Raw genomic sequence first — 23,778 nt, forward strand, 5'->3', positions numbered from 1 at the left:
CACGATGCTGAACGATCCCCGTACCCACGGTCTGTGGGAAGCCTCGGCTCCGCCCGCACCTGTAACGTCATCGCTGGCAGAGGCCGTGGAAGCGGATGTCGTCATCGTCGGCGGCGGTTATACCGGACTGTCCTGCGCGCTGCATCTTTCCGAGGCCGGAAAATCCGTGGTTCTGCTGGAGGCGCACGAGTTTGGCTTTGGCGGGGCTGGCCGCAACGTCGGACTCATCAATGCCGGCCTGTGGCTGATGCCGGACGATGTTTCGGCGGCGGCCGGCGAATTGTATGGCGAGCGTTTGCTGGCCGCGCTCGGAGACGGGCCGGCGCTGGTGATGTCGCTTATCGAGCGCCATCGCATCGACTGCGAACTGGAACGCAACGGCACCCTTCATTGTGCCGTCGGCGCAGCGGGCCTGGAAGAGCTTCGCCGGCGCGAGGCGCAATGGCTGAAGCGCGGCGCGCCGGTGAGCCTGCTCGACGCACGCGATACGGCTGAACGCGTCGGCACCCGCGCCTATGCCGGCGCGCTGCTCGACAGGCGGGCCGGCACGCTGCAACCGCTGGCCTACGCCCGCGGCCTTGCCCGTGCAGCCGGCGCTGCCGGAGCGCGCCTCTGCACATCGAGCCCCGTCGTCTTGGCGGAGCGGGCCGGCGTCCGTTGGGATGTCCGCACGCCGGAAGGACGCGTCGGAGCACAGTGGCTGGTCGTCGCCACCGATGCCTATGGCCAGGGACCCTTTCAGGGTACCCGGGAAGCGCAGGTGCGGCTTCCCTATTTCAATCTCGCCACGCAGCCTCTCGATGCGGCATTGCTCGATGCCATACTGCCCGGAAAGGAGGGGGTCTGGGACACGAAAACCATCCTGTCCTCATTCCGGCCTGACCATGCGGGGCGGCTGGTATTCGGCTCCGTCGGTGCGCTGCGTCACGGGGGCGCCGCCATCCACAAGGGCTGGGCGCAAAGGGCGTTGACGCGCCTCTTTCCGCAGCTTGCCGGCATCGGGTTTGAACATGAATGGTATGGCCAGATCGGCATGACCAGCGACGCGGTGCCGCGTTTTCACGCCTTCGGCCCCAGGGCGGTCGCCGTGTTCGGCTACAATGGGCGCGGCATTTCGCCGGGCACGGTGTTCGGCCGCGAACTGGCGCTTCTCGTCCTCGGCGAGAAAAGCCCCGAAGACCTGCCGCTGCCGATGAGCGGCATGAACCCCGTACCGCTGCGCCGCGTCAGGGAAATCTACTACGAGGCCGGCGCGCAGATAGCCCATCTGGCAGGCGACCGCTTTTGAGGCAAGCCGGCCCGACCGGGGCGGGTTTGAGCAGGGATGTGAACAACCCGGCGTGCGTGCAGCGGCATACGGAAAGGGCGTGCTCGCTCCTTCCCGGAGCAGGTTCAACTGGTGCCTGCTGCTCAGTACATCGCAGGAAGATTGCCTGAGGCTCTGCCGCCTTGCCGCGATGATTTCGCCGGGGAATCGACAGGCCATGCCGGATCCGCTGTCATATGCGGGGCGGCAGAAGCGAAGGTCCGAGGACCCTGAACAAAGCCGACGGTGACTGGAGTAACCCTTGGCTATCGCGCTCCAGGCTGCAAAACGACAGGTTCAACCGTCCTGCAATATTTGCGGCCCACGATCCGTCGCGGGCCAGCGCCAATAATCACGTACAGGATGGTCTGGAACGGGAGAACTGTAGCTCATGACGAAGCGTGCGCTTGTGTGCGGTGCCGGCATCAGCGGCTTGACCGCGGGCATCTACCTCACCCGGCTGGGCTGGGATGTGACGGTCTTTGAAAAGGACCCCGAGTTGCGCACCGCAGGAGCCGGCCTCAATCTGTGGCCTAACGGGTTGCGCGTTCTGGAGAAGATCGGTCTGCGATCGGCCTTGGCGACCGTTGCCACCAGTCTGGATTACTACCGCACCTTCTCCTCCACCGGCGATGTCATTGCCGTCGAGGATGTGAGGAACTGGCGCGAAAAATATGGCGCCCCGCTTTGCGGAATCTACCGCCGGGACCTCAGCCGCATTCTTGTGGAGGCGCTCGGTTCGGAAAAGCTTCGCGTCGGCCATCAGCTTGTGTCGGTCGAGCAGGACGACGATGTCGTATGCACCTTCGCCAACGGCGAGAGCGCGCGCGGCGACCTGGTGCTTGGCGCCGACGGCATCGGTTCGATCGTTCGTGCCAGCATCTTCGGCGAACAGGAATTCAGCACCGACGTTCTGGTGCGCTGGCGGGGGCTTTTCAATCTCGCTGACGTCGACGTCGATCCTCTGTCGGAGGCGGAGGTGTGGGGAGAAGACGGGCATCTGGGATATCTCCCCATCGGCGGCGGTCGCGCCTACTGGTTTGCAGCGGCCGACGGCATCACACATGATCCCGATGCGGTCATCGGGCACTTCAGCGGGTGGCGGGGCAGTCCGGTTCCCGGCCTGATTGCGGCGACCGACAAATCCACCATCATCCGCAGCGACCTGCACGATTTCGTGCGTCCGCTCGACAACTGGTCGCAGGGAAGGGTCACGCTGGCCGGGGATGCTGCGCATCCCATGCTGCCCGGCATGGCGCAGGGCGCGAACCAGGCTCTGGAAGACATCGATGCGCTGTGCATGAGCCTCGATGCCCACGACGATGTCGGGAGCGCCCTCGAAGCCTATGAGCGCATCCGTATCCGGCAGGTTGCACCCATTGTGAGAGGGTCGCGTTCGCTGTTCGATTTCGACGACCAGAACGAACTGGTGCATGGCAACAAAAATCCGCTTTTCGACCGTTACGAACGCTTCGTGGAGCGCCGCGGCGGCACGACCGGAACATCTGCCGCCTGAGCGTGTGGGCAAGGCCGGATTTGCGAACCGGCAGGCCGGATAACGTTGGCGGGCAACAGGTCGGCGCGCAGACATACATGACGCGGCCAATGGTGACGCAGGCCACCATTGGTTTTCCCGCAAAGGCACCGGATGGTTGCCACAGAAGCGGGATCATCAGGACTTCTATCAGGAGGGATATATGTCTGACGCCGTTGCCGATTATTCTTTCGGAGGTCTTCTTCACGCCGGCAGTGGCGGTACGTTTATGCGGTTTCCTCATGTGAAGCCGGATGCGGATACTTTGAAGAAGCTGGGCATCACCGTGGGCTTCATCGGCTTTCCATGGGACTCCATGTGCATCAGCCGAACGGGTACGAATTACGGGCCCCGCGTGATCCGCGAAGCCAGCGATCAGTTCAGCTCCTACAGCGCCAATCTCGACATCGACCTGTCCGACCACTACACCTTTGCCGATTGCGGAGACGTGGCTGTCGTTCCGGGTTCGCCCGTGCGCACCATGGAGCGGGCCCGGCGCATGATGTCCGAAGTGCTCGGAGCCGGGGCGATCCCCGTCACCATCGGTGGCGATCATTCGATTACCATCGCCTGCGCCCGTGCTTTCCGGGAACGCTACGACAATCCCGGTCTGATCCTCATCGACAGTCATTTCGATACCGCCGAAGATGTTGGCGGCGAGGAGATGAACCATGCCTGCCCGATTGCGCGCGCGGTGGATGCCGGCTTCGATCCGAGCAAGATCGTCATCATCGGCACCAATGGCTGGCTGAACCCGAAGGCCGAGTTCGACTATGCGCGCCAGAGAGGCATGACCATCATGCCGATTGAGACAGTAATTGAGAAGGGAGCCGTCGCGGTCGCCCGGGAGGCGCGCGCGATTGCCGGTGCGGGCACGGACAGCGTCTATCTGACCTTCGACATCGATGCGATCGACGGCGCCTATGCGCCGGGCACGGGGGTGCCGGCGGCCGGCGGCCTTACCTCGCGCGAAGCCATCGCCATGGTCTCGGAACTGGCGCGGGGCGGGCTGGGAGGGCTGGATGTGGTCGAGGTGTCGCCTCCCTATGACCATGACGGCATCACGAGCCGTCTCGCGGTCAAGCTGATACTGGAGGCGCTTGCCGGCGCGACGAAGAGGTAGCGTCGCTTCCGCACGTTCATTTGGAGCAATTCGATGATTGCGGTGTTTCAGGATCTGCCGGCGGCCGGGCTCAAACAAGCCAATATCGCGGTGATGGAGCGCGCGGCGCATGCCGCCGCCGCTGCCGGCTCCCGGCTGATCGTTTTCCCCGAACTGTTCCTGACCGGCTACAATATCGGCCGTCAGGCGCTGCACGAGCTTGCCGAGCCGGTTGACGGGCCGTCGGTCGGGGCGATCGCCGGGATCGCCCGCCGGCACGGCATCGCCATCATTGCCGGGATGCCCGAGAGAAGCGGTGATGTGGTGTTCAACGCCGCGCTCGCCGTGGACGAGGCCGGCAGCGTCGCGGGCCTCTATCGCAAGATCCACCTGTTTGGCCCGGACGAGCGTTCGGCCTTTGCGCCTGGCGGTGAAATCTGCGCTGTGCGTCTGGCGGGTCGCCGCGTTGGGCTCGCGATCTGCTACGATATCGAGTTTCCGGAAATGGCGCGGGCGCTCGCCGGGGCAGGGGCTGATCTGATCTGTGCGCCAACCGCGAATATGAGCCCTTACTGGGAAGTGCCCACGACCTTGCTGCGCGCCCGGGCTCTGGAGAACGGCATCCCGGTTGCCTATGCCAATCTCGTCGGAGACGATGGCAGGCTCACCTATACGGGCATGAGCTGTATCGTAGGCGCGGATGGGCGCGATCTTGCCCGCGCAGGCGCGCAGGGGCGGGCGCTGCTATGCTGTTCGCATGGTTCCGCAGAAGTCGGGCCGGGCCGCGACCCGTTGAGCACGCAGGCGGCCGATGTCCGGCTGGATATTCTCTGCTCACGGACGGCAGGTTGAGCCGGCCCCGTCGGCCCGGCCTGTCCACACGTTTGGTTCGACACGTCCTTACCCTTGAGGAGGCAAGCAGATAGACTGGCACCCCCATCATCCCCGTTTCCCAACAGCGTGAACATCCGCAAGCCATGTCCAGCCAAATGGAGTTTTCGCCGCACTCCAGCGCTCTGGCGCTCGATACGCCGGAGTTGCTGGCCGAACTCGCCAGGGTTGTCGCGCTGGTCGGCAAGCCCGGTTTCTATGATGGGCTCTCGCTGCTGCTGGCGCGCGTCCTGCGCTGCAAGCGCCGCCTCGTCATGCGCTATTCCGCCTACGACAAGCCGGCGTTCCTCATCAATGCGGCACTGACGGAGGAGGGCGTCAGCTTCTATCTGGCGGGCCTCTACCGGATCGATCCCCTGCACCGGCTGGCGCGCGAGACCCCGGGGCCGACGGTGGTGAACCTGCGGGCGCTGATGGGGGAGATCGAGGAAGCCTATTTCGCCGAACTGTTCAAGATGGCGATCTTCGACGAGCTGGCAATCATGGTACCGGCCTATGGCGGCGTGACCATCGCCTTCTGTTGCGACCGGCACAGGATACGCTTCGAGCAGCAGGATTACGAGCGCGCCCAGGCGCTGCTGCCCATGGTGGACGCACTGCACAAGCTGCACATGGACCGTCTGTTTTCGAATGCCGGCGACGGCGGTTCGGAGGCGATCACCAGCAGCTTCCGCAACCAGTTTCTGGTCCTCGACCGTCGCGCCAAGGTTGTCTATTGCACGCAGGCGTGGTCCGGAAATTCCGTGGCCGCCGCCGCATTGCCGCAGATTTCGCAGAAGATCGCGGAAGGGGGCAGCGGGTCCCTGCTGCTCGAGGGGCAGCAGGTGGTGCATTGGGAAACGCTGCCGGACGATTTCTCGCTCGCCCCGCAAGGTACGCTCGTGGTCCTCGAACAACGTTCGCCCGGCCCGCTGATGACCTCGGGCGAGGCCGCTCTGGAGGCATTCTGCGGCGACCACAGCCTGACGCCGCGCGAGGCAGAGATCGTGCGGCTGTCCTTTCTCGGCCTGCCCAATGCGGCCATCGCCAAGCAGCTTGGGGTGTCGGTCGGAACCGTGAAGAACCACCGCTGGCGGCTTTACTACAAGCTGGATATCACCACCGAGCGCGAGTTGTTCCACCTCTTCATCTCGACACTGCTGTCAGTGGAGAAGAGCAAGGTCATGGAACAGGAAGCGCCGCAGGGCTGAAGCCGGCGCACCTAGACCATTTCATCGTTTCTCCGAATCGATGAAATGATCTAACTATTTGTTTATACTGCATTTGTGCGACGCCAAATGTTTCCATTTGGCTGCAAAATGCTCTAAAGGACTGCGCCTTTCCTTCAAAGGGCCCTCAAAGGGCGTTTGGCGCCTGTTCTCCAAGCAGGATGCGCTCGATGCCCTCGACCAGGGCATCTGCCATGGCTGTCCGCGCCTCGACGGTGGCACTGCCGATATGCGGAAGCGGAAACACATTGGCCATGGCCAGATAGCGCCTGTCGATGTCGGGTTCGTTGGCGAACACGTCGAGCCCGGCAGCGGCGACATGCCCGCTCGCCAGCGCCCCGATCAGCGCATCGTCGTCGATGAGTTCGCCGCGGGACACGTTGACCACGACCGCCCCCTGCTTCATCTGCGCGATGCGTTCGCCATTCAGGAATTTATGGGTTTCGGGCGTGTGCGGCGCCGACAAAAGCAGCACATCGCAGCAGCCGAGGAACTGCTTTTCATCGGGGATGTAGCGGGCGCCGGCTTCCAGCTCCCGCGGCAGCATGGACCTGTTGCGATAGGCCACGTTCATCCCGAAGCTCTGGGCGCGAACCGAGATTTCGCGCCCGATCTGGCCCATGCCGAAAATGCCGAGCACCTGTCCGCGCAATTCGCGGCCAAGAAGCAGTGTAGGCGAGAAGCCGCCCCATCGGCCGGCGCGCATGAGGTCGAGGCCCTCGACGATGCGTCTGGCGGCGCCCAGCACCAGCGCCATGGCCAGATCGGCGACCGAGTCCGCAAGCACGTTGGGCGTGTTGATGATCTTCAGCCCGCGCTCGCGTGCGGCTTCGAGATCGACATGGCCGTATCCTGCCGAATAGAGCGCCAGGATCTCGACGCTGTCCGGCAGCGCGAGGAAAAACGAGCGATCCAGCGCATATTTGACGGTCGCGACGACGACCCGGGCATCGACTGCCGCTTCCAGAACGCCCTCGACCGTCTGCCGGGCAGCCGGCAGAACCGTCACATGCGGGAAAACGTTGCGGAAGGCCAGCATCGCTTCCTCCGGCAGCGCCTCGGTGAGGAGAACGGGACACTGGTCCGCTATCGAGGTGAGCAGGGAGTCCTCAAGCAGGGAAAGCGTCGCGGCTGGGTCGTGGGCGGGCCGTTCTGTCATGTGCCTTACTCGCTCGATCCGCCCGCCGTGCCGGTCCTGATCTCGGTTCCGAGTATCCGCTCCAGCCCCCTGACGACGGCGGTGCTGTCCTGATCGCCGAAACCGAGTGCCCGTCCCATCTGGAAGAGTTCGGTTGCCGCATTGGCGATGCCGAGGGGCAGGGTGGTCATCTCGCGCGCCATCTTCACCGCCTGGCTCATGTCCTTGTAGGCGATGTCGAGCCGCGCCTCGGCCTCGAAACGCCCGGCGAACACCTTGGGCACCATCCACTGGATGATCGGGCTGTTGGAATGCGAGTTGCCGAGCATGTCGAAGAATTTCTGCGAATCCAGCCCCATGGCCCTGGACAGCGCCAGCCCCTCCGCGACCGCAGCGACCTCAATGAAGCCGATCATGTTCTGGACGAGCTTGGCCGCATGGCCCGAGCCCAGTTCCCCGAAATGGTAGAGATGGCTGGAGAAGGCTGAAAGCACCGGCTTTACGGTTTCGAAAACCTCGATGTCGCCACCTACCATGGTCGCCAGCGTGCCGTCGCGGGCGCCTTCGGTGCCGCCTGTTACCGGGGCATCGATGAGGCGGCCGCCGGCTTCGGCGAAACGCTGTGCCAGCTTCCTCGTATCGGCGGGGTAGCATGTGCCCATATCGACGGCGATAAAGCCGGGACGCATGCCATGCGCGAGCCCCTTCCCGCCGAACAGGACGGCTTCGACCTCGCGCGAGGTCGGAAGGATCATGAGTGCGGCATCGCATTCGCTGGCGGCGGATGCCGGCGAGTCCGTTTCCACGGCGCCCAGTTCCACCAGACGGTGGATGGGTTCGCGGTTGCGGTGGGCGCAGACGACCACCTCATGGCCGGCCCGCAGCAGATGACCGGCCATCGGTTCTCCCATGAGACCAGCGCCGAGGAATGCTACTTTCATCGTCCGTCCTTTCCAGACCCGTGTGATGGCGCTTTCGCCGGTTTGCGATCCGCCCTACAGAACATTGACGCCCATGTACCGGTCGAGCACCTGTGCCGAGACGAGCTGATCGGGCGGTCCCTGCCATTTGATCTGCCCCTTCTCGACGATGTGGATGACATCGGCGATGTCGAGCACCAGCCCGACATTCTGCTCCACGATGATCACCGACACGCCCTCCGACGCCAGCCGACGGACAATGGCGCCGACCTGCGTGACGAGCCGCGGCATCAGACCTTCGGTGGGCTCGTCCATCAGAAGCAGCCGGCAACGCATCGACAGGCTGCGGGCGATGCCGACCAGCTGCTGCTGGCCGCCGCTCAGGGTGCCGGCGGGCGAATCCAGCTTCGGTTCGATCTCGGGAAGCACATCGAGAATTTCTCGCAGCGGCCTCGGCGATTTCACGCTGTGGGCGGCGACCTGAATATTCTCGCGCACCGACAGTTTTGGAAAGACGCGCACGTCCTGCGGCATGTAGGCGACGCCAAGCCGTGCGATGGTGTCGGTCGCCATGCCGGCGGTGGACTGGCCGAGTATCGTCGTCTCGCCCTCGACCCTAGGTCCAAGTCCCATGAGGGATTGCAGCAGCGTCGTCTTGCCCGCGCCGTTGCGGCCGAGGATGGCCGTCACGACTCCGCCCTCGGCGGCAAGGTCGATGCCGTGCAGCACCTGCGCCTTGCCGTAGAAGGCCCTGAGGTCAGTGGTTCGCAGCGCTTCCAAGGTAGATTTCCTTTACATGGGGATCACGAAGCACGTCCTGAGGCAGACCGGAGGCTGCGACCGCGCCGGCCGCCAGAACGGTGACCTTGTCGCTGGTCTGGGTGACCACATTCATGTCGTGTTCGATGATGATGACGCCGATGCGGCCGCGCAGGCGCTCGATGATGAGCCGGATCATCCTGTCCGTCTCGGCAATGCTCATTCCCGCCGTCGGCTCGTCCAGAAGCAGGAACTTCGGCTTCAGGACCATGGCCATGGCCATTTCCAGAATGCGCTGGTCTCCATGGGAAAGCGTATCGACTTCACGGTCTGCGAATGTGGCCAGTCCCATCTGCTCCAGAAGTTCACGCCTCGTTTCCCCATCCGCGTCTGCGTCTCGGACGGCGAGTTGAAGGTGTTCCGATACGGTCATGCCCTTGAACAGGCTGGTGATCTGGAAGGTTCGGGCAAGGCCGAGACGGGCGCGGCGCTGTGGCGACAGGGTGGTGATGTCCCTGCCTTCCAGCGTGACACGTCCACTCGTCGGCTTGAATATGCCGCTGACGATGTTCACGAAGGTCGTCTTGCCGGCGCCGTTGGGGCCGATGATGGCGCGTATTTCGCCATGGCCCACGTCGAGCGAGACGTCGTTCAGGGCGCGGAAGGCCCCGAACGACATGCTGACACCTTCAACGGCGAATGCAGGATTGCTTGCCTGGTGCAAAACCTCAGCCCTTCGTCAGGTCGACTTCTGCGGGGTAGATCGTGCTTTCCTTCGGCGCGACCGCATATTTACCGACAGTGCCACTTGCGATCTTCAAAAGGTAGATATCCATGAACGCCTGATGATCCTGCGGGCGGACAATGACATTGCCGAGCGGGAAGAGCGGTCCCCTGGCGTAGGTTTCGACCGTTTCGGCATGCCTGATCAGGGCAGCCGTATCGTCCTTCACCTTCCATCCGCTCGCCTCGACATTCGCCTTCACGAAACCGAGGGATTGCGCAATGCCCATGATCATGGAGGTCCCCGCGGCTTTGCCGCTGGCGGTGTGGATGCCCTCGTCATCGATGCCGAGCGCCTTGTAGATTTCCGCCATTTCGCCGGAGGCCGAGTCCTTCAGGGCCACCGGGGCGGTCTCGATGCCGAAGACGCCGTCGCCCATTGCGCCGAGTTCCCGGTAGTCGAACAGGGAGAAGCTGAGGCCGGCCAGAACGACCTGCTGGTCGTAGCCGGAGCTGCGCAGAAGCTGGATCGCCTGAAGCGCGTTGAGGACCGGAATGAAGATGCCGTCCGCCGAGCGGTCGATCTGCGCGATGAAGGGCAGGAGGTCCGGGGCATCGACGGGCAGCGCGATTGCCCTGCCCACCTCTCCGCCGGCCGCGGCTACACCCTTTTGCCACCAGTCGCGTTCCGACTGGCCCCATTTGATGTCGGCAAAGAAGGTTGCCCAGCGCTTGCCGATCGATTCCACATATTTCTGTGCCGCACCGGCGGCCGTGGCTGCCGAATTGGTCGTCATCCGGAACTGGTAGGGAACGGCGGCTCCCTTGCCTGTCGTCGCCTCCGACGAGCTCATGGTCATGTAGAGCGTGCGGTTCTCGTTGGCGATCGTGTTGCTGGCAAGTGCGATGGAAGAAATTTCGGCGCCGATGACAAAATCCACCTTCTCCTGGATGAGCAGGTGGCGAAGCTGGTTGACGCCGGTGTCGACGTCGGACTTGGTGTCCACGGTCACCAGCTTGACCGGCCGGCCGGCAATGCCGCCATTGGCGTTGAGCCAGTCGACCAGACCGGTTGCGGCCTTGTCCCGCCAGAAACCGGTGGCGGAGTCCCATCCGGTCAGCTCGCACTGATGGCCGATGACGATCGGATCGCCGGAAGTTCCCTGTGCCAGTACCCGTGTCACTGCCGTGGGTACGAGGCTTGCCGTGGCTGCGGCTGCCGAGCCAAGAAGCACAATGCGTCGAGAGATGCGTTTCATTTTCGTTTCCCCTTTATGTTTATTGGCTTTGTTGAGAGCTTCGCGGCCTGCGCAGACCCATGACGCCGCGCGGCATCCACAGCGCCACGGCAATCAGCATCAGGCCGATGATGAGGTCCACCCGCACCGTCCAGCGCAGCAGCAGTTCCGATGCGAGCTGCACCGCGAGCACGCCGATGGGACCGCCGTAGATGGAGGTCACTCCGCCGACCGCCGCCCACAGGATCGACTTCAGGGACATGGACAGGCTGACCACCTCGATGGCGACGTGGCGCGAGATCAGCGCGTAGAGAGCGCCGCCAAGTCCTGCTACGCACCCGCTCACCGCAAAAACGGCAAGCCGGTAGCCGGCGGCATTGTAGCCGAGCACCTGCGCACGCATGGCGTTCTGCTGCACGGCGCGGACAACGCGCCAGGTCCGGGTGCCGGAAAACAGCCAGAAGGCGACAAGCAGAGCGGCCAGCACGGCCGATCCCAGAAGCAGCATGCCGATATTGGGGCCAACTGCGAAAGGCATTCCCAGCAGATGGAACGCCTGCGCAGGCATGGGCAAACCATCGGTTCCGCCCGTATAGGCGACCGCCGCATTGCCGAGCATGGAGAATGTGACAGCGGAGATGATGGTGCCGATCGCGGCGCCGGAATGCGACATTTTCAGGAGCAGGGCGCCGAACACAAGGGCGATGAGCGCACCGGCCGCGGCGCCGGCTGTCATTATAAGGATCATGTTGCCGCCGACCAGCGATGTCGCCCAGACCGCGGCATAGGCTCCGGCGCCGAATACGGTGGCTTGCGCAACGCTGGGAATGTTGGCGTAGGAATAGGCAAGCGAGAAGCTGATGGCCAGGAACATCCAGCTCACGCAGCGGGCGAGCACCCCGCTCCAGAATTCTCCGACCAGCGGAGCGATGGCGCACAGCACGGTGAGGACGCCGAGTGCGGTGACGATGCCGACGCGATCTCTCATGCCCGTCCCCTGAAGATGCCGTTCGGCCGGAAGTAAAGAAATGGAAGGAACAGCGCGATCGCGCACACCTCGGCATAGGTGGGCGGCAGAAACACGGAGAATACGCCACGCGCCACGCCCATGATGACGGCAGCTGCGACCGCTCCGCCCAGGCTGCCAAGCCCGCCGACGACAACCACGATGAAGGCGGGCCCGAGGACGGAGAGGCCCATCTGATAGCTGATCGTCGTCATCGGCGCGACGAGCACGCCCGCCAGTGCGGCGAAGGCCGCCGACAGCACCACAATGATCAGATAGACGCGCTCGACGGGAACGCCCGATGCCTTGGCCAGCGTCGGCGACTGTGCCACGCAGCGGATCCAGAGGCCGATTGCGGTGGAGCGCAGGAACAGCCAGAAGGCGGCCAGGATGGCGATTGCCATCATCGCGGCGACAAGCCTGTAGGTTGGATAGTATATGCCCAATATGCCGACCGCCCCACCCGATGGGCGGCGGCACCAGCCCTGGCGAACCGCCATAGAGGGCAAGCAGAGTGTCGTTGATGACGAAGAGCAGGCCCGAGGTCGCGACCAGCCCGACCATCATGTCCTGACCGATGGTGGGGCGCAGCACGAACCTGTAGACCGGTATGCTTGCGATGCCGGCGGCAAGCGGCGCGGCGAACACGGCCAGCCAGAAGCTGCCAAGCCGGTTCACCGTGTACCAGGCTATCACCGCGCCAACCGCATAGACGGCCCCATGCGCCATGTTGAGCAGCCCCAATAGGCCGAAGATCGCATTGAGGCCCAGAGCGATGAGGCCAAGGAACATGGCCCACACCACGCCGTTGACTATCTGGAAAGCTAGCGTTGGCCAGTCGAGCAAAAAATCCTCCCCTGTGGCGGTCATGGCACTTTGAACGTGCTCTGGTTCGTAGCGCGAGGTTAGGAGGCCGGCGCGGGGCTTCACAAGCGTGACTGAAGTCACCGAGCCATGGGCGAGGCCGGCCGTTCTACGCGGGCGGGCTTCTTTAGTGGCAGGAAAACAGGATGATGAGCCGCATCATGCTTCCGATGTCCGGGCGGCGGCCTCCGGCATGACGGCGGTCATCATTGTCGGGGCGGCGGGCCGGCACAATGCTTCATTCCCATCGTTGCGGCGATACGGGAGGAACAGCCGTCATGACAATGCTTCCAGTCCCCTCATATGCGTGCCGTGCCGAGGGCTGGCGCCTGCTCGGTGACGTCATCTGGCAATGGTTTATGGCCCGGCCGGGCCGCAGCGCAACTGGCGCGGACCGGATGCGGGAAGGCAGACCTCAAAAGGATTCGGCTATGGCGCACGCCTTCAAGCTCCGCCGCGCCATCCGCAGCCGTTGAGCCCGCCATGATCTCCCGCGCCATGGTCCGGGGCGAGCAGATCGCCCGTGATCTGTCCCGGCACCTCACGCGCCCCGCGCCTGAAAATGGTGGCGCGGGAACTGGCTGTGCCGTCATCTGCGATCGCACCGGAGAACCCTCTGCCAGCGTGCCAAAGCCACGCGCCTCAGGGTGCCTTCCCGTTTTGCGGGCAATGTTCCGGCGCATGTTCGGTGCGGGAAACCTGTAGAAATCGATACCCGATCGCGCGCGCCGCCACTTGGCCGCCGCCTGTTCCGGGAATAGCGGAAGGGTGCGCGGGTAGCCTGTAGAGAGGCATTTTGAGACCAGTTGAAAGGCAACGGGCAAAAGAAGCCTTGATACTTCCCTGCACGAGGCTATGGAGAGCGGACTGTCCAGGCAGTCGGGCTTTCCGATTGCCTGGCGCAATATGGCCGGAAGATGCGACGCCGTGATGCAACCGAGCGCCATTGCTGTTTTACGATGCCGTGCCCTCGCAGCAGGGACACGCCGCTTCCCCCTTTCTCCTTCAGCCGCACGATGCGCATTTGACGGCGGCATCATTCGGTAGTCAACGCTCCCTGAAGTCCCAGCCGGTTCCAAGCGCCTTTCGGATCAGATCCCCAAAATGATCAAGACCATGATTCTACACCAACGCTACCTCGTGTTCGTCGCAACAGGGCTGATCAGCATTGCCGCGCTGGCAGGAGCGATCCTCTACAGTCCCTGGCTGTTTTTGCTTGTCGCGGTCTCGGGTGCCCTGTTCCTGCTGGGCCTGCACGACCTGCACCAGCACAGGCATTCGATCCTGCGCAACTATCCGATCGTCGGGCATCTGCGGTTCGTGCTGGAGAGCTTCAGGCCCGAAATACGCCAGTATCTGATCGAGAGCGACAACGATCAGGTGCCGTTCAGCCGGGAGCATCGCGGGCTCGTCTACCAGCGTGCCAAAGGCGTGGAGGACAAGCGTCCGTTCGGCACCATCGAGAATGTCTACGGTTCCGGCTACGCCTGGCTCACCCATTCCGCAACGCCGGTGAGCATCGCAGATACGGATTTTCGTGTCCGCATCGGAGGGCCGGCCTGCAGGCAGCCTTACAATGCCAGTCTGTTCAACATTTCGGCGATGAGCTTCGGCTCGCTGTCGGCGAACGCGATCCTTGCCCTCAACAACGGTGCGCGCAAGGGCGGCTTTGCCCACGACACGGGTGAGGGAAGCATCAGCCGCTACCATCGACAGGGCGGCGGCGATCTCATCTATCAGGTCGCCTCCGGATATTTCGGCTGCCGCAATGACGACGGCAGTTTTTCTGCGGAGAAGTTCGCGGAACTGTCCGCCGATCCGCAGATAAAGATGATCGAGATCAAGCTCAGCCAGGGCGCCAAGCCCGGCCATGGCGGCATGCTGCCAGCATCGAAGATATCGCCGGAAATCTCCGAAGCCCGCGGAATCCCGATGGGTGTGGACTGCATTTCTCCGGCGGCGCACGGTACGTTTTCGACGCCTGTCGGGCTGATGCGGTTTGTCGGTCAGTTGCGGGAGCTTTCCGGAGGCAAGCCGGTCGGCTTCAAGCTGTGCATCGGACACCGGCGCGAGTTCATGAGCATGGTCAAGGCCATGCTCAAGACAGGCATCGTTCCCGATTTCATCGTTGTCGACGGAGCCGAGGGTGGCACCGGTGCCGCGCCGGTCGAGTTCGCCAACCGCGTGGGCATGCCGATGCTCGAGGGGCTCACCTTCGTCCATAACACGCTGCGCGGCGCAGGCATCCGCGATCAGGTGCGCATTGGCGCCGCCGGCAAGATCGTGTCGGCTTTCGACATCGCCCGCACGCTCGCGCTGGGCGCGGACTGGTGCAACGCCGCACGCGGTTTCATGTTCGCCATCGGCTGCATACAGGCGCAGTCCTGCCACACCAATTGCTGTCCGGTGGGCATCGCGACGCAGGATCCGGTCAGGCAGCGCGCCATCGACGTCGGCGACAAGAGCGACCGTGTCACCCGTTTCCATCGCAACACCATGAAGGCGCTTGGCGAGATCGCGGGCGCGGCCGGACTAAGCCACCCCAGCGATTTCATGCCCTATCACTTCATGTTCCGGCAGAAGGACAACGAATTCCTCGACGGCAACGAAGCCTATCCCTATCTGCCGGAGGGCTTTCTGCTTGCAGACGAGGAGATACCCGAACTCGCGGACTGGTACAGCCGCTGGGATCGCGCCAATGCCGAAAGCTTTGCGCCTCCCGAGATTCCGCACGGCCCCTTCCAGAGACGCAAGGCTGCATAAGCGCGCAGCGTCGCGCTTGCCCGCAATTCGGCGACCGGCACCCGAACGAAACGCCGATCATCGAGACGCCTCGGACGGTGAATGTGGTGGACAGAAGCAAGGAATGAACGTTCCGGCCGGCGGCGCGCCTGCGCCGCCGTTTTGCCGCATAAGCAGGCTGACGGTTGGCTATGGCAGTCGCTGCATCATCCGCGATCTGAATGTCTCGCCCATTGCTGCGGGCGGCGTCACGGCGCTGGTCGGCCCCAACGGTGCCGGGAAATCCATCCTGCTGCGTGCCATCGCAGGATTGCTGCCGGCCACGGGCAAGGTGGTGCTGAATGGCCGTGACCTGCTCGCCATGTCGCGGCAGGAACGTGCGAAGCTGGTTGGCTTCATGCCCCAGAGCCTGTCGGGCCTGTGCTGGCCATTGCGGCTTTCGTCTTCGGCATCGGTTTCCTTCTTGGGTTCCTGACGTGGAATGTGCTGTTCACGCTGGCGATCTACGCCAGCCCGGCCATATGGCTGCCGCACCACCTCGGCTACACGGGCACCCTTGTGGCAAGCCTGTTACTGCTGGCGTCGATTGCCGTGCTGGTGCTTCGCTTTTCAGGTCGGGTGACCGGGCGCCTGCCGAGAGCGGTTACGATCCCGCAAAGTTTCCCGAAAGGCTGTTCGTGAAGCGGTGGCCACCTGTTGTGACCGGTCTCGGCTGTACGGTGGGCGTGCTGCTGTCGGGCATCCATGCCGGTGCCCTGTCGGGATGGATATTCCCCGTTTTTTGCGTGCTGGGCACGTGGAGCGGACTTGTTGCCATGCGCCGCTTCGGACGTGAAGGTGCCGCCCACGGCAAGCCGGCTCCGGCAAGCTGAACGCGTTCCGACCGGTGTTGCGGAGGATCAGCTCTCGGGTGCGCTGTGGAACTTGTCCTCGCGGCGATTGCCGAACAGGCGCAGCGTTTCCAGATGCTCGCGCTGCGCCCGGTAGAAGGCGTTCAGGAACGCTCTTTCCTGTCCGGGCCTGACCGGATCGGCATAACCGATCTTGCGAATGATGGTTCGGCTGATCTGCCCGAAATCCGGTGGCTCCTCTCCCTTGACGGGATCGCGAAGAACCTTCTCCAGCGTCTGCAATTCGAAACGGCCGTAGATGTCGAGATGTGAGGGCAGGAAATCGAACACGGGCCGGGCGCTTCCCTGAACGGGCAATGACAGCGCCAGATCGGGCAGCAGCACGTTGCGCGGATTGTCGACGACGATGGTGCCGGCGACCATGTCGCCCAGCCGCTGCCGGCGGCGGTTGGCCAGCGGCACGATCAGCACCGCCAGCACCCACACCAGCGTCAGCAGCACACCGAGGCCCGACATGGCATCGACGGTGAACACCATGGTCACCGGCGTGAACAGCTCGACCTCCTTCATAAGATTGCGCGCCACGATCTGATGAGGGGTGAGCCGGCGGCCCTCGGCATTGATGACACGTATGCCGACGAGGCGCTTTCCCACGGTCCTGCCGTTCCACACCAGCTCGGCCAGGATGTAGTAGGGCACGCGGATCAGGAAGACGCACAGCATGACGAGCGCAAACATGGCTTCGATGGGCAGGGCGCCGGTTGTCACCATCGCATAGACGAGCAGGATGATGAAGCCATAGGTGAGGGCGATATCCAGCACCTGCGCGCCGAAGCGGGCCCCGATGGAGGCGATCGAAAAGCTGATGGGCACGCCCTCGGGCGGCAGATAGCCTTCCAGCCGCTTTCTGTCCCTGACCCGCCGGCTCATGGCGCGCCCCCGCCCCTTGCGTCCTTGGCCTGCCCCTCACCGCCGCGTCCGGCCAGCAGCAGCCACGCAAGCCACAGCGCGCCGATACCCCAGCCGATGGCGAGCCGCATCTTCGGGTCCTGCACGAGCTGGCGCAGGAACCCTTCGATGAAGGCCGCGGCGACCAGCATCAGCGCCGCCAGTATCACCAGCTTGACCGCGTCGTGCGCCTGCCCGCGCAGGGCATCGCGCCGCGTGCGCTGGCCCGGCAGCAGCACGGCGAGACCCAGTCGGGCACCTCCGGCACAGGCGATGCAGATCGCCGCCAGTTCCGTCACGCCATGGATGGAGAGCCAGGCGAACACGTCGTAGCCCAGCCCCTTCACGGCGAACATGCCGAAGAAGGCCCCGAGAACGAGACCGTTGTAGAAGGTGAGAGCGAAGCTCGGCAGCGCGAGGAAGATGCCGAGCGAGAAAATCAGGATCGCGATGCGCGTATTGTGTGAAAAGAGATAGGACGAGAACGCCGCCAGCGTCTCGGCTGCGTCGAAATCGTTGCCGTAGATCGTCGAGCGCAGATAATCGACCGAGGCTTCGGGCGTGCGCATGTCGGCAAGATCGGGCGGCACGAAGGTGTAGAACCAGCCGGGGTCGCCGGTAAACAGCACATAGCCGGCCACCGCCCCAAGCACCATCGCCAGGAACCCGATCAGGAGCGGCAGCGCCGAGCGCCGCACCGCCTGCGGAATGCCGGCGCTCAACAGCCGCCCGGTCAGTCCGCCGATGCTTTCCTGCGGTGCGTAGACGACCAGGTAGGCCCGCGCGCACAGCGTCTCCAGATAGTCGAGCAGGGCGCGGTCGAGGGAAATATCGCGGGCGACGCTCAGCGAGTTCATCGCCTGACGGTATGTGGTCGCCAACTCCCGGGTCTCGTCATAGCTCAGGGAGGCGGGGCCCGCTTTCTCGGCGCGCACGACCAGTTCGTCCAGCCGGCGCCAGTGGCCCTCACGCTCGACACGGAAGCGTGCCGATCGCAGCAATTCGACCTGTGGCACAGGTACAGCAGGGTTATCGGGAGACGATCCCGTCCGGCGCTTGTCCTGCTCGGCAACGGCGTCCGTCATATCAGCTCACGCGACTTGATTTCGATATAGCGGGCGACAAGGTCGGTGGTCAGCGCTTCGGGCGTGCTGTCGAGGCACAGAACGCCCAGGCGCGACAGTTTTTCAAGCACCGCCCGCCGCTCGTGCAGGATCTGGCGGGCGGATACCGAGCGGGCGATGGCGTCGAGGGTCAGCTCGCCCGGCTCGGTCAGGGCCAGCAGCGCCGGATCGCGGAGCGCAACGTAGACGATGAGGTGATGCCGGGCGAGAACCTGGATATTCTCCACCATCAGTTCAGCGGTGATGCTGTCGACGAAATCCGAGAACACGACGACAAGCGAACGGCGCTTCAGCCGCCCGGAAAGGTGGGTGAGGCCGAGCGTGTGGTTGGTTTCCTGCGTCTCGTAGCGCAGCCCGGCGCAGGCCGCCTGTAGGCGCGGGAATGCAGCCCGTCCGGGCGAGGCCGGTATGAACAGGCGCGGGCGGCTGTCGAAGGAGTAGAGGCCGACAAGATCGCCGGCCAGTCCGCTTGCCCAGCACATGGCGAGCGCGGCGTTGATGGCCCGGTCCAGCTTCGGCGCGCCGGCAAGCTGTTCGGCCATCAGCCGGCCGCTGTCGATGCACAGGATGACCTGATGGTTGCGTTCGGCACGCGTCTCGCGCACCACCAGATCGCGCATGCGCGCCGAGCGCTTCCAGTCGATGCTGCGCGGGTCCATGCCGGGCGTGAACTCGCGAAGCTGGTGGAACTCCGATCCTTCGCCGCGCAGCCGCATGTCCTTCTGGCCACTCTCCAGCGGCAGCATTTGCGTGCGGATCGCTCCAGACAGCACCGGTGAAACATCCGGCAGCACGGCAATTTCCCTGTCGAGGCGGATTGAGGCGATGATGTCGAAAAGGCCGAGAAGCGACGACCATCGCAGCCACAGGGCGCGAATGGCATGCCTGCCCCGGCGCGACAGATGCAGGCTGGCGAAGGTTGCGGCCTGTCGCCGTTGCATATCCAGCGCGGGCGGGGCGAGCGCCTCCACTTTCAGCGGCCTGGCAACGTCGAGCGCCGCCTCCATGTTTTTCGGCAGGCGGCCGCGTCTGGCATGGATGTCCGCGGAAAATCTCGCAGAGCCGCCGACGAAGCCCTGTTCCTGCACGGTGACATCTGCCGCCACGCGCGACGGCGGCACCGACAGGAACAGGTCCGCCATGGCGGCGCCTGCCAGCAGGCCCCATGCCCCGGCCAGAAACCAGATCGCGTCCTGCACCCACAGCACGACGAAAACGGTCGCTGCCGTGAGCGTCAGAACCAGAGCGATCAGATGGCGGGAAGGGCGCACGGAGAAGCCTTATCGCGGCGCGTCGACGCGGTTCTTGATGTTGGCAAGCACGTCTTCCGCGGTACGGCCCTCGATCTCGGCCGAGGGCGACAGCACGATGCGGTGGCGCAGCGCCGGCGCGAGCAGCGCCTGCACATCGTCGGGCAGGCCATAGTCGCGCCCCTCGAAGGCGGCCCGGACCCGCACGGCGCCGGCCAGCGCATCGGCCGCGCGGGTCGAGACGCCGTGGAGGATATCGGGGTCGGAGCGCGTGGCGCGCACCAGATCGACGATGTAGGTCAGGATGGTCTTGTCGAGGCGGATGCCGTCGACAAGCGCGCGTCCGGCAGCCAGCGCGTCGGCCGAAACGATACGCTCGATGCCGCTTGTGTGCATGCCTGCTTCCAGCGGCTCGGCCGCATGCTTGGCGAGGATGGCGATTTCAGTGTCCTTGTCCGGGAAATCGACCACCAGCTTGAACAGGAAGCGGTCGAGCTGGGCTTCGGGCAAAGGATATGTGCCCTGTTGCTCGATCGGATTCTGGGTGGCGATGACGAAGAAATTGGGCCCGAGCGGATAATCGGTGCCGTCGATGGTCACGGTCCGCTCATTCATGGCCTGGAGCAGCGCCGACTGGGTCTTGGGCGGGGCGCGGTTGATCTCGTCGGCCAGAAGCACGTCGGTGAAGACCGGGCCCTTTGTCAGGTGGAACTGGCTGGTCTGGAAGTTGAACAGGTTGACCCCCAGAACGTCGCTCGGCATCAGGTCCGGCGTGAACTGGATGCGGCAATATTCGAGGTCCATGACCGAGGACACGCAGCGCGCGAGCAGCGTCTTGGCCGTGCCGGGCGGGCCTTCGACAAGGCAGTGGCCGCGCGCGAAGACGGATATCAGCACGAGATCGACCAGCGGCTCCTGGCCCAGAACTGCCTTGCCGATCTCGGCGCGAACGGCGGAGATCAGTTCGCGGAATTCATCTGGATCCAAGGTCGGTGCTCCCTAGCAGTTCTTTGAAGGTGTGGAGATTACGGTGCAGTTCGGCGCGGCTCATCGTCGGCCCCTGCTCCATCAGCGATCTGGAAACGGTGCGCAGCGCGTCCGCTGCCCTGGCGTCGCGGCGGGCCAGCCGGTCGAACAGGCGTTCGATGCCGGCGGCATCGGCGGAGCCCGGTCCAAAAACCTGCACCGTCTTGTCGGCGAGCAGATCGTGCACGAACTGCGCGGTCAGCCGACCGTCATTGCCGGAAAGGCGCAGCAGCCGCGCCACCGCCTCGATGGCAGCGGTCCTGGAAACGTCGTTGGCGGCTTCGCCGCCGGTCTGCGGCGGTCCAAAGCGGTATGCGCCGCGCCAGAAGGCGATGGCCGTGACCAGCAGGGCTGCCGCCCAGATCACCGAAAGCGGATAGTCGAGCAATCTTGCCAGATCGGATGCGGAGCGTTCGTAGCTGCGCCCCTCGTCTTCCTCTCCGCTTTCGGTGAGGAGCGTCGGATCGGTGTCGAGATAGATCGGACGTCTGTCCTCCGGTCCGCGCAGTTGGGCGATCATCGAGACGGCGAAGGCTGCGTTTTCGGCCAGTGAAAGGCCATGGTTGTTGATCAGATCGGGATCGGAAAGCACCCAGACCTTGAAATCGGGGTCGCAGGAAATGAGCAGCGCGCCGGGAGGGAGGCCGGCAAGCTCCGTGCAATGGTCGGGCAGGCTGGCCCGGTCGAAAAGTTGCGCCCGGTAGAGCGCCACCTTGTGAGGCTGGCTGTCGTCGAGAGCAAGCCCGACCTGTTCGAAGCGCGCCCCAAGCCGTATGATGGTCACGTCGTCCAGATACATCTGGGACAGGGGGCTTTGGGCGTCCGCATCGGGAATGAGCATGGCTCCCCTGGCGATGCCTTCTTTCGCGAGACCGTCCTTCCATTTGGGAAGAACCACGAGCGTCGGCATCTCGTAGAGCTTTTCCTCCAGAACCCATGGTTCAAGCTGCGTTTCGGGCTGATCGGCAGAATCTGTCCCGGGCAACGGCAGCACCCGGATCGACATGTCGGAGGCGTTCGGCTTCAGGCGCGGGTTGGAACGCACCACATCGACGCCCTTCGCCTTCAGCCACAATTCCAGGCCGCGTACCCCGAGCGGCGAGCGGTCGAAGCGGCTGTCGCCCCACGGCGCCATCGCCAGGAGCACGGCGAGGGCGAGGAGCGCCAGAACCGCAATGACGGGCCCTGCATTACGCATGGGCGGGGGGCCGTTCGTTCAGGAGCCTGCGTGCGTTGCCGAGCAATGCGGCAAACCGCTCCTTCGGCAGATTGCGTCCTCCGTAATGCACCAGTTCCGTTTCCACAAGAAGCTCTTCCAGAAGCGGACGACCGGGCAGATTGCCGGGCAGGCGTGCCAGCGCGCTGCGTTCGGTGTCGGAGCGCGCAAACTGTGTGACGGAGACGTCCGCGGCGTGAAGCAGGCAGTGGCGCAGCAACTCGATCATTGCCGCGCGCTGATCGGACATGGCGGCAATGCGGTCGAGCAGATCGGACGGCTGCGATTGAGGCCCGTCCGGCCGCATGGCCCAGCCGTCCGGAGCAACGGTCTTGTGCTTCAGTTCGCGGGGAGTGGAGGAAAGCAGCGCCCCTCCACCGCCGAAGCGCAGCCAGAGGCCGATGCCGATGGCAAGCATGGCGATCACCATGACCATGGCGGCAGGACCGCTGACCAGCGGGCCGCGCGAGCTTGCCCATCCGGAATCCCGGCCGGGGCGGCTCGCGGTTTCCGCCGATTCGCCATACACTAGCTTGCAGTTCAGCCCGTTGAGCTGGCATTTGGCCTTGAACTCGGCCCCCACGGCGCTTTCCGCAGGAGCCGTTGTCCCGTCAGAACCCTGTGCGCGCACAATCCCGTTGCCGGCGATGCAACTTATCGCCAGCGCCAGAATGCCGATGAGGCGAACCATCGCCGTTCAGGCGAAAACCTCGGCGGTCGATTCGGGGCGCAGCGGATCGGGGCCGAACCGGTTCGGACCATCCGTGCCCTTCAGGCAGGAGATGACGAACACGGCGATCCAGACGAGGATGCCCACGAACGGAACGTTGCCGACGATCACGGCGCCCAGATACCACCAGCCGGACATGTCCCGGTCGTGGAAACGGCGCACCTGCAGGGCGATGACCGGAAGAAGCATGGCGAGAACCAGCAGGCCGATGGGGATGAAGAAGAAAAGAGAATTCTCGTTCGCGTTGAAAACTGCTGACAGGGCAACGGTGAGGATACCGAGCACGATAAGCGCGATCCAGTAGAAGAGCTGGAACCACCAGTATTCAGACCGGGACGCCCGTCCGGAAAAGGTGGCGTACTTTTTGGTCAGGACAGTGCGGACTGCTTCGGTGAAACCCATCTTATGTTCCAGTGCTGCTCGTGAAGCTGAAAAATTTACAAGTATAAGGCCGCGTACAAGCTGCATTCCGCATTCGAGCACGACCGGTTTGCCCCGAACCCCACTGGCGTCTCTTAAAAAAGAGACGGTCTCTTGGCAAGGTTGCAGGAGCCTGATTCTGCACGCTGTCTACAATATGTGGTGCGGATTTCCTCTCAACATCCCCTCGGCGGAAACAGGTCCATCGTGTGTTTCGCAGACAGACGAAGGCGATCTCTCCGGGCTTCGCCTGCTGCTATTCTAGACAATAACATTCATGTTTTCGGCAGCATGTGGAATCTGAAGGCTCAAGCCGATTTCCGGTGCCCGGCTGCGGACGATTGCGCCAACGGCTTTTGCCCGGCTTCGCAGCCAGAGAAGCCGGAGATTGAAATGGCCCGTGAATCTGGGTGGAGCCGGCGCCGGCGATCAGCTCTTCCTGGCGGCGAAGCGGTTGTTCAGCCAGGGTGCCAGAATGGTGCAGATCGCGCCGGACGACTGGCCGAAGGACAGGCCGAGCAGGATGAAGCCGAGGATCAGGCACTGGATGCGTGCCGCCCAGAAGCGAACGATCGGGGAAACCTGGCGGCACATCGGCCACCTCGTCTCAACCATCGAACCAACCGAAGGCGCAAACTACCTCCAAAACGCGGGATACGATTCCGTCAAAACCTGAAAGATTCTTAGGAGACCTGTGCGCGGGTAGTGCTTTCCGATTGATTTTGTAGATTTTTCAGCATTGCTGGTGCTGTTTGTGCGCGAAGGTTTCCGGTCGGCCCCTG

23 protein-coding genes and 2 pseudogenes are annotated in these 23,778 nt (G+C 64.0%); 10 read left to right on the forward strand and 15 right to left on the reverse strand.

The genetic code is table 11. The features are described from left to right. Positions 1–4: 4 nt before the first annotated feature. The 5 genes from DES43_RS16945 to DES43_RS16965 all read left to right on the forward strand — a co-directional run bounded on the left by DES43_RS16945 (position 5) and on the right by DES43_RS16965 (position 6,023). The gene (locus DES43_RS16945) at positions 5–1,288 is read left to right on the forward strand and encodes an NAD(P)/FAD-dependent oxidoreductase (RefSeq protein WP_035031203.1); all 1,284 of its coding nucleotides are present in this window, start codon (positions 5–7) and stop codon (positions 1,286–1,288) included. 409 nt (positions 1,289–1,697) lie between these two features. Then, complete coding sequence (locus DES43_RS16950; RefSeq protein ID WP_051520749.1) at positions 1,698–2,822, forward strand: FAD-dependent oxidoreductase; 1,125 nt, start codon at positions 1,698–1,700, stop codon at positions 2,820–2,822. Between the two features lie 181 nt (positions 2,823–3,003). After that, positions 3,004–3,963: an agmatinase gene (speB, locus tag DES43_RS16955; RefSeq protein ID WP_051520750.1), complete on the forward strand. Its 960-nt coding sequence runs from the start codon at positions 3,004–3,006 to the stop codon at positions 3,961–3,963. Positions 3,964–3,996: 33 nt separating this feature from the next. Continuing rightward, positions 3,997–4,794: a carbon-nitrogen hydrolase family protein gene (locus DES43_RS16960; protein WP_051520751.1), complete on the forward strand. Its 798-nt coding sequence runs from the start codon at positions 3,997–3,999 to the stop codon at positions 4,792–4,794. 125 nt (positions 4,795–4,919) lie between these two features. Beyond that, the gene (locus DES43_RS16965; RefSeq protein WP_036993931.1) at positions 4,920–6,023 is read left to right on the forward strand and encodes a helix-turn-helix domain-containing protein; all 1,104 of its coding nucleotides are present in this window, start codon (positions 4,920–4,922) and stop codon (positions 6,021–6,023) included. A gap of 145 nt (positions 6,024–6,168) precedes the next feature. Here DES43_RS16965 and DES43_RS16970 read toward each other — a convergent pair whose 3' ends face one another. The 8 genes and pseudogenes from DES43_RS16970 to DES43_RS23390 form a co-directional block, all read right to left on the reverse strand. Continuing rightward, positions 6,169–7,200 (reverse strand): NAD(P)-dependent oxidoreductase, encoded by a 1,032-nt coding sequence (locus DES43_RS16970; RefSeq protein WP_051520752.1) that lies wholly within the window; start codon positions 7,198–7,200, stop codon positions 6,169–6,171. Between the two features lie 5 nt (positions 7,201–7,205). Further along, on the reverse strand, positions 7,206–8,120 hold the full coding sequence (locus tag DES43_RS16975; RefSeq protein WP_035031210.1) for an NAD(P)-dependent oxidoreductase: 915 nt from the start codon (positions 8,118–8,120) through the stop codon (positions 7,206–7,208). A gap of 54 nt (positions 8,121–8,174) precedes the next feature. Next, the gene (locus tag DES43_RS16980; protein ID WP_051520754.1) at positions 8,175–8,879 is read right to left on the reverse strand and encodes an ABC transporter ATP-binding protein; all 705 of its coding nucleotides are present in this window, start codon (positions 8,877–8,879) and stop codon (positions 8,175–8,177) included. Next, positions 8,857–9,537: an ABC transporter ATP-binding protein gene (locus tag DES43_RS16985; protein ID WP_035031215.1), complete on the reverse strand. Its 681-nt coding sequence runs from the start codon at positions 9,535–9,537 to the stop codon at positions 8,857–8,859. The genes DES43_RS16980 and DES43_RS16985 overlap by 23 nt, the downstream gene beginning before the upstream one ends. Before the next feature lie 49 nt (positions 9,538–9,586). Further along, on the reverse strand, positions 9,587–10,840 hold the full coding sequence (locus DES43_RS16990) for an ABC transporter substrate-binding protein (protein ID WP_051520755.1): 1,254 nt from the start codon (positions 10,838–10,840) through the stop codon (positions 9,587–9,589). Between the two features lie 19 nt (positions 10,841–10,859). Further along, the gene (locus DES43_RS22995; RefSeq protein ID WP_035031221.1) at positions 10,860–11,807 is read right to left on the reverse strand and encodes a branched-chain amino acid ABC transporter permease; all 948 of its coding nucleotides are present in this window, start codon (positions 11,805–11,807) and stop codon (positions 10,860–10,862) included. Beyond that, positions 11,804–12,271: a branched-chain amino acid ABC transporter permease gene (locus DES43_RS23220; RefSeq protein ID WP_280960263.1), complete on the reverse strand. Its 468-nt coding sequence runs from the start codon at positions 12,269–12,271 to the stop codon at positions 11,804–11,806. Before DES43_RS23220 ends, DES43_RS22995 begins: the two co-directional genes overlap by 4 nt. 175 nt (positions 12,272–12,446) lie before the next feature. After that, a pseudogene (locus DES43_RS23390) lies at positions 12,447–12,695 on the reverse strand (ABC transporter permease subunit); the annotation flags it as partial. A 1,110-nt stretch (positions 12,696–13,805) separates the two neighbouring features. Here DES43_RS23390 and DES43_RS17000 point away from each other — a divergent pair. From DES43_RS17000 to DES43_RS17015, 4 genes are all read left to right on the forward strand, one after another. Then, positions 13,806–15,452 carry an FMN-binding glutamate synthase family protein gene (locus DES43_RS17000; protein ID WP_051520759.1) on the forward strand — a complete coding sequence of 549 codons (1,647 nt, stop codon included), beginning with the start codon at positions 13,806–13,808 and terminating at the stop codon, positions 15,450–15,452. Between the two features lie 103 nt (positions 15,453–15,555). After that, positions 15,556–15,906: an ATP-binding cassette domain-containing protein gene (locus tag DES43_RS17005; protein ID WP_051520756.1), complete on the forward strand. Its 351-nt coding sequence runs from the start codon at positions 15,556–15,558 to the stop codon at positions 15,904–15,906. A gap of 8 nt (positions 15,907–15,914) precedes the next feature. Next, the gene (locus DES43_RS17010) at positions 15,915–16,112 is read left to right on the forward strand and encodes a hypothetical protein (protein WP_035031231.1); all 198 of its coding nucleotides are present in this window, start codon (positions 15,915–15,917) and stop codon (positions 16,110–16,112) included. Next, entirely contained in the window at positions 16,109–16,303 is a 195-nt protein-coding gene (locus DES43_RS17015) for a YeeE/YedE thiosulfate transporter family protein (protein ID WP_133675836.1), read from the forward strand. Before DES43_RS17010 ends, DES43_RS17015 begins: the two co-directional genes overlap by 4 nt. A gap of 27 nt (positions 16,304–16,330) precedes the next feature. Here DES43_RS17015 and DES43_RS17020 read toward each other — a convergent pair whose 3' ends face one another. Genes DES43_RS17020 through DES43_RS17050 form a run of 7 tightly spaced genes read right to left on the reverse strand, consistent with a single transcriptional unit; the run spans position 16,331 to position 22,978 of the window. Beyond that, entirely contained in the window at positions 16,331–17,212 is an 882-nt protein-coding gene (locus tag DES43_RS17020) for an RDD family protein (protein ID WP_035031235.1), read from the reverse strand. Further along, entirely contained in the window at positions 17,209–18,315 is a 1,107-nt protein-coding gene (locus DES43_RS17025; protein WP_035031240.1) for a stage II sporulation protein M, read from the reverse strand. Before DES43_RS17025 ends, DES43_RS17020 begins: the two co-directional genes overlap by 4 nt. After that, positions 18,312–19,625 (reverse strand): DUF58 domain-containing protein, encoded by a 1,314-nt coding sequence (locus DES43_RS17030; protein ID WP_035031245.1) that lies wholly within the window; start codon positions 19,623–19,625, stop codon positions 18,312–18,314. Before DES43_RS17030 ends, DES43_RS17025 begins: the two co-directional genes overlap by 4 nt. A gap of 9 nt (positions 19,626–19,634) precedes the next feature. After that, positions 19,635–20,591 carry an AAA family ATPase gene (locus DES43_RS17035; protein ID WP_035031249.1) on the reverse strand — a complete coding sequence of 319 codons (957 nt, stop codon included), beginning with the start codon at positions 20,589–20,591 and terminating at the stop codon, positions 19,635–19,637. After that, positions 20,578–21,828 (reverse strand): hypothetical protein, encoded by a 1,251-nt coding sequence (locus DES43_RS17040; protein ID WP_035031252.1) that lies wholly within the window; start codon positions 21,826–21,828, stop codon positions 20,578–20,580. Before DES43_RS17040 ends, DES43_RS17035 begins: the two co-directional genes overlap by 14 nt. Next, complete coding sequence (locus tag DES43_RS17045; RefSeq protein ID WP_035031254.1) at positions 21,821–22,537, reverse strand: hypothetical protein; 717 nt, start codon at positions 22,535–22,537, stop codon at positions 21,821–21,823. Before DES43_RS17045 ends, DES43_RS17040 begins: the two co-directional genes overlap by 8 nt. 6 nt (positions 22,538–22,543) lie before the next feature. Next, on the reverse strand, positions 22,544–22,978 hold the full coding sequence (locus tag DES43_RS17050; protein WP_035031257.1) for a DUF805 domain-containing protein: 435 nt from the start codon (positions 22,976–22,978) through the stop codon (positions 22,544–22,546). A 550-nt stretch (positions 22,979–23,528) separates the two neighbouring features. Between DES43_RS17050 and DES43_RS23005 the strand changes: the two are divergent. Beyond that, positions 23,529–23,672, forward strand: a pseudogene (locus tag DES43_RS23005) (IS630 family transposase); the annotation flags it as partial. Positions 23,673–23,778: the final 106 nt, after the last annotated feature.

This window comes from Aquamicrobium defluvii, from assembly GCF_004363725.1.
Classification (GTDB): Bacteria; Pseudomonadota; Alphaproteobacteria; order Rhizobiales; family Rhizobiaceae; genus Mesorhizobium; species Mesorhizobium defluvii.

What these genes read in the sequence shown, in the direction of transcription:
- DES43_RS16945 (WP_035031203.1), top strand. Translation starts at nt 5, where the DNA reads ATGCTGAACGATCCCCGTACCCACGGTCTGTGGGAAGCCTCGGCTCCG.
- DES43_RS16950 (WP_051520749.1), top strand. Translation starts at nt 1,698, where the DNA reads ATGACGAAGCGTGCGCTTGTGTGCGGTGCCGGCATCAGCGGCTTGACC.
- speB (WP_051520750.1), top strand. Translation starts at nt 3,004, where the DNA reads ATGTCTGACGCCGTTGCCGATTATTCTTTCGGAGGTCTTCTTCACGCC.
- DES43_RS16960 (WP_051520751.1), top strand. Translation starts at nt 3,997, where the DNA reads ATGATTGCGGTGTTTCAGGATCTGCCGGCGGCCGGGCTCAAACAAGCC.
- DES43_RS16965 (WP_036993931.1), top strand. Translation starts at nt 4,920, where the DNA reads ATGTCCAGCCAAATGGAGTTTTCGCCGCACTCCAGCGCTCTGGCGCTC.
- DES43_RS16970 (WP_051520752.1), bottom strand. Translation starts at nt 7,200, where the DNA reads ATGACAGAACGGCCCGCCCACGACCCAGCCGCGACGCTTTCCCTGCTT.
- DES43_RS16975 (WP_035031210.1), bottom strand. Translation starts at nt 8,120, where the DNA reads ATGAAAGTAGCATTCCTCGGCGCTGGTCTCATGGGAGAACCGATGGCC.
- DES43_RS16985 (WP_035031215.1), bottom strand. Translation starts at nt 9,537, where the DNA reads ATGTCGTTCGGGGCCTTCCGCGCCCTGAACGACGTCTCGCTCGACGTG.
- DES43_RS16990 (WP_051520755.1), bottom strand. Translation starts at nt 10,840, where the DNA reads ATGAAACGCATCTCTCGACGCATTGTGCTTCTTGGCTCGGCAGCCGCA.
- DES43_RS22995 (WP_035031221.1), bottom strand. Translation starts at nt 11,807, where the DNA reads ATGAGAGATCGCGTCGGCATCGTCACCGCACTCGGCGTCCTCACCGTG.
- DES43_RS17000 (WP_051520759.1), top strand. Translation starts at nt 13,806, where the DNA reads ATGATTCTACACCAACGCTACCTCGTGTTCGTCGCAACAGGGCTGATC.
- DES43_RS17005 (WP_051520756.1), top strand. Translation starts at nt 15,556, where the DNA reads ATGAACGTTCCGGCCGGCGGCGCGCCTGCGCCGCCGTTTTGCCGCATA.
- DES43_RS17020 (WP_035031235.1), bottom strand. Translation starts at nt 17,212, where the DNA reads ATGAGCCGGCGGGTCAGGGACAGAAAGCGGCTGGAAGGCTATCTGCCG.
- DES43_RS17025 (WP_035031240.1), bottom strand. Translation starts at nt 18,315, where the DNA reads ATGACGGACGCCGTTGCCGAGCAGGACAAGCGCCGGACGGGATCGTCT.
- DES43_RS17040 (WP_035031252.1), bottom strand. Translation starts at nt 21,828, where the DNA reads ATGCGTAATGCAGGGCCCGTCATTGCGGTTCTGGCGCTCCTCGCCCTC.
- DES43_RS17045 (WP_035031254.1), bottom strand. Translation starts at nt 22,537, where the DNA reads ATGGTTCGCCTCATCGGCATTCTGGCGCTGGCGATAAGTTGCATCGCC.
- DES43_RS17050 (WP_035031257.1), bottom strand. Translation starts at nt 22,978, where the DNA reads ATGGGTTTCACCGAAGCAGTCCGCACTGTCCTGACCAAAAAGTACGCC.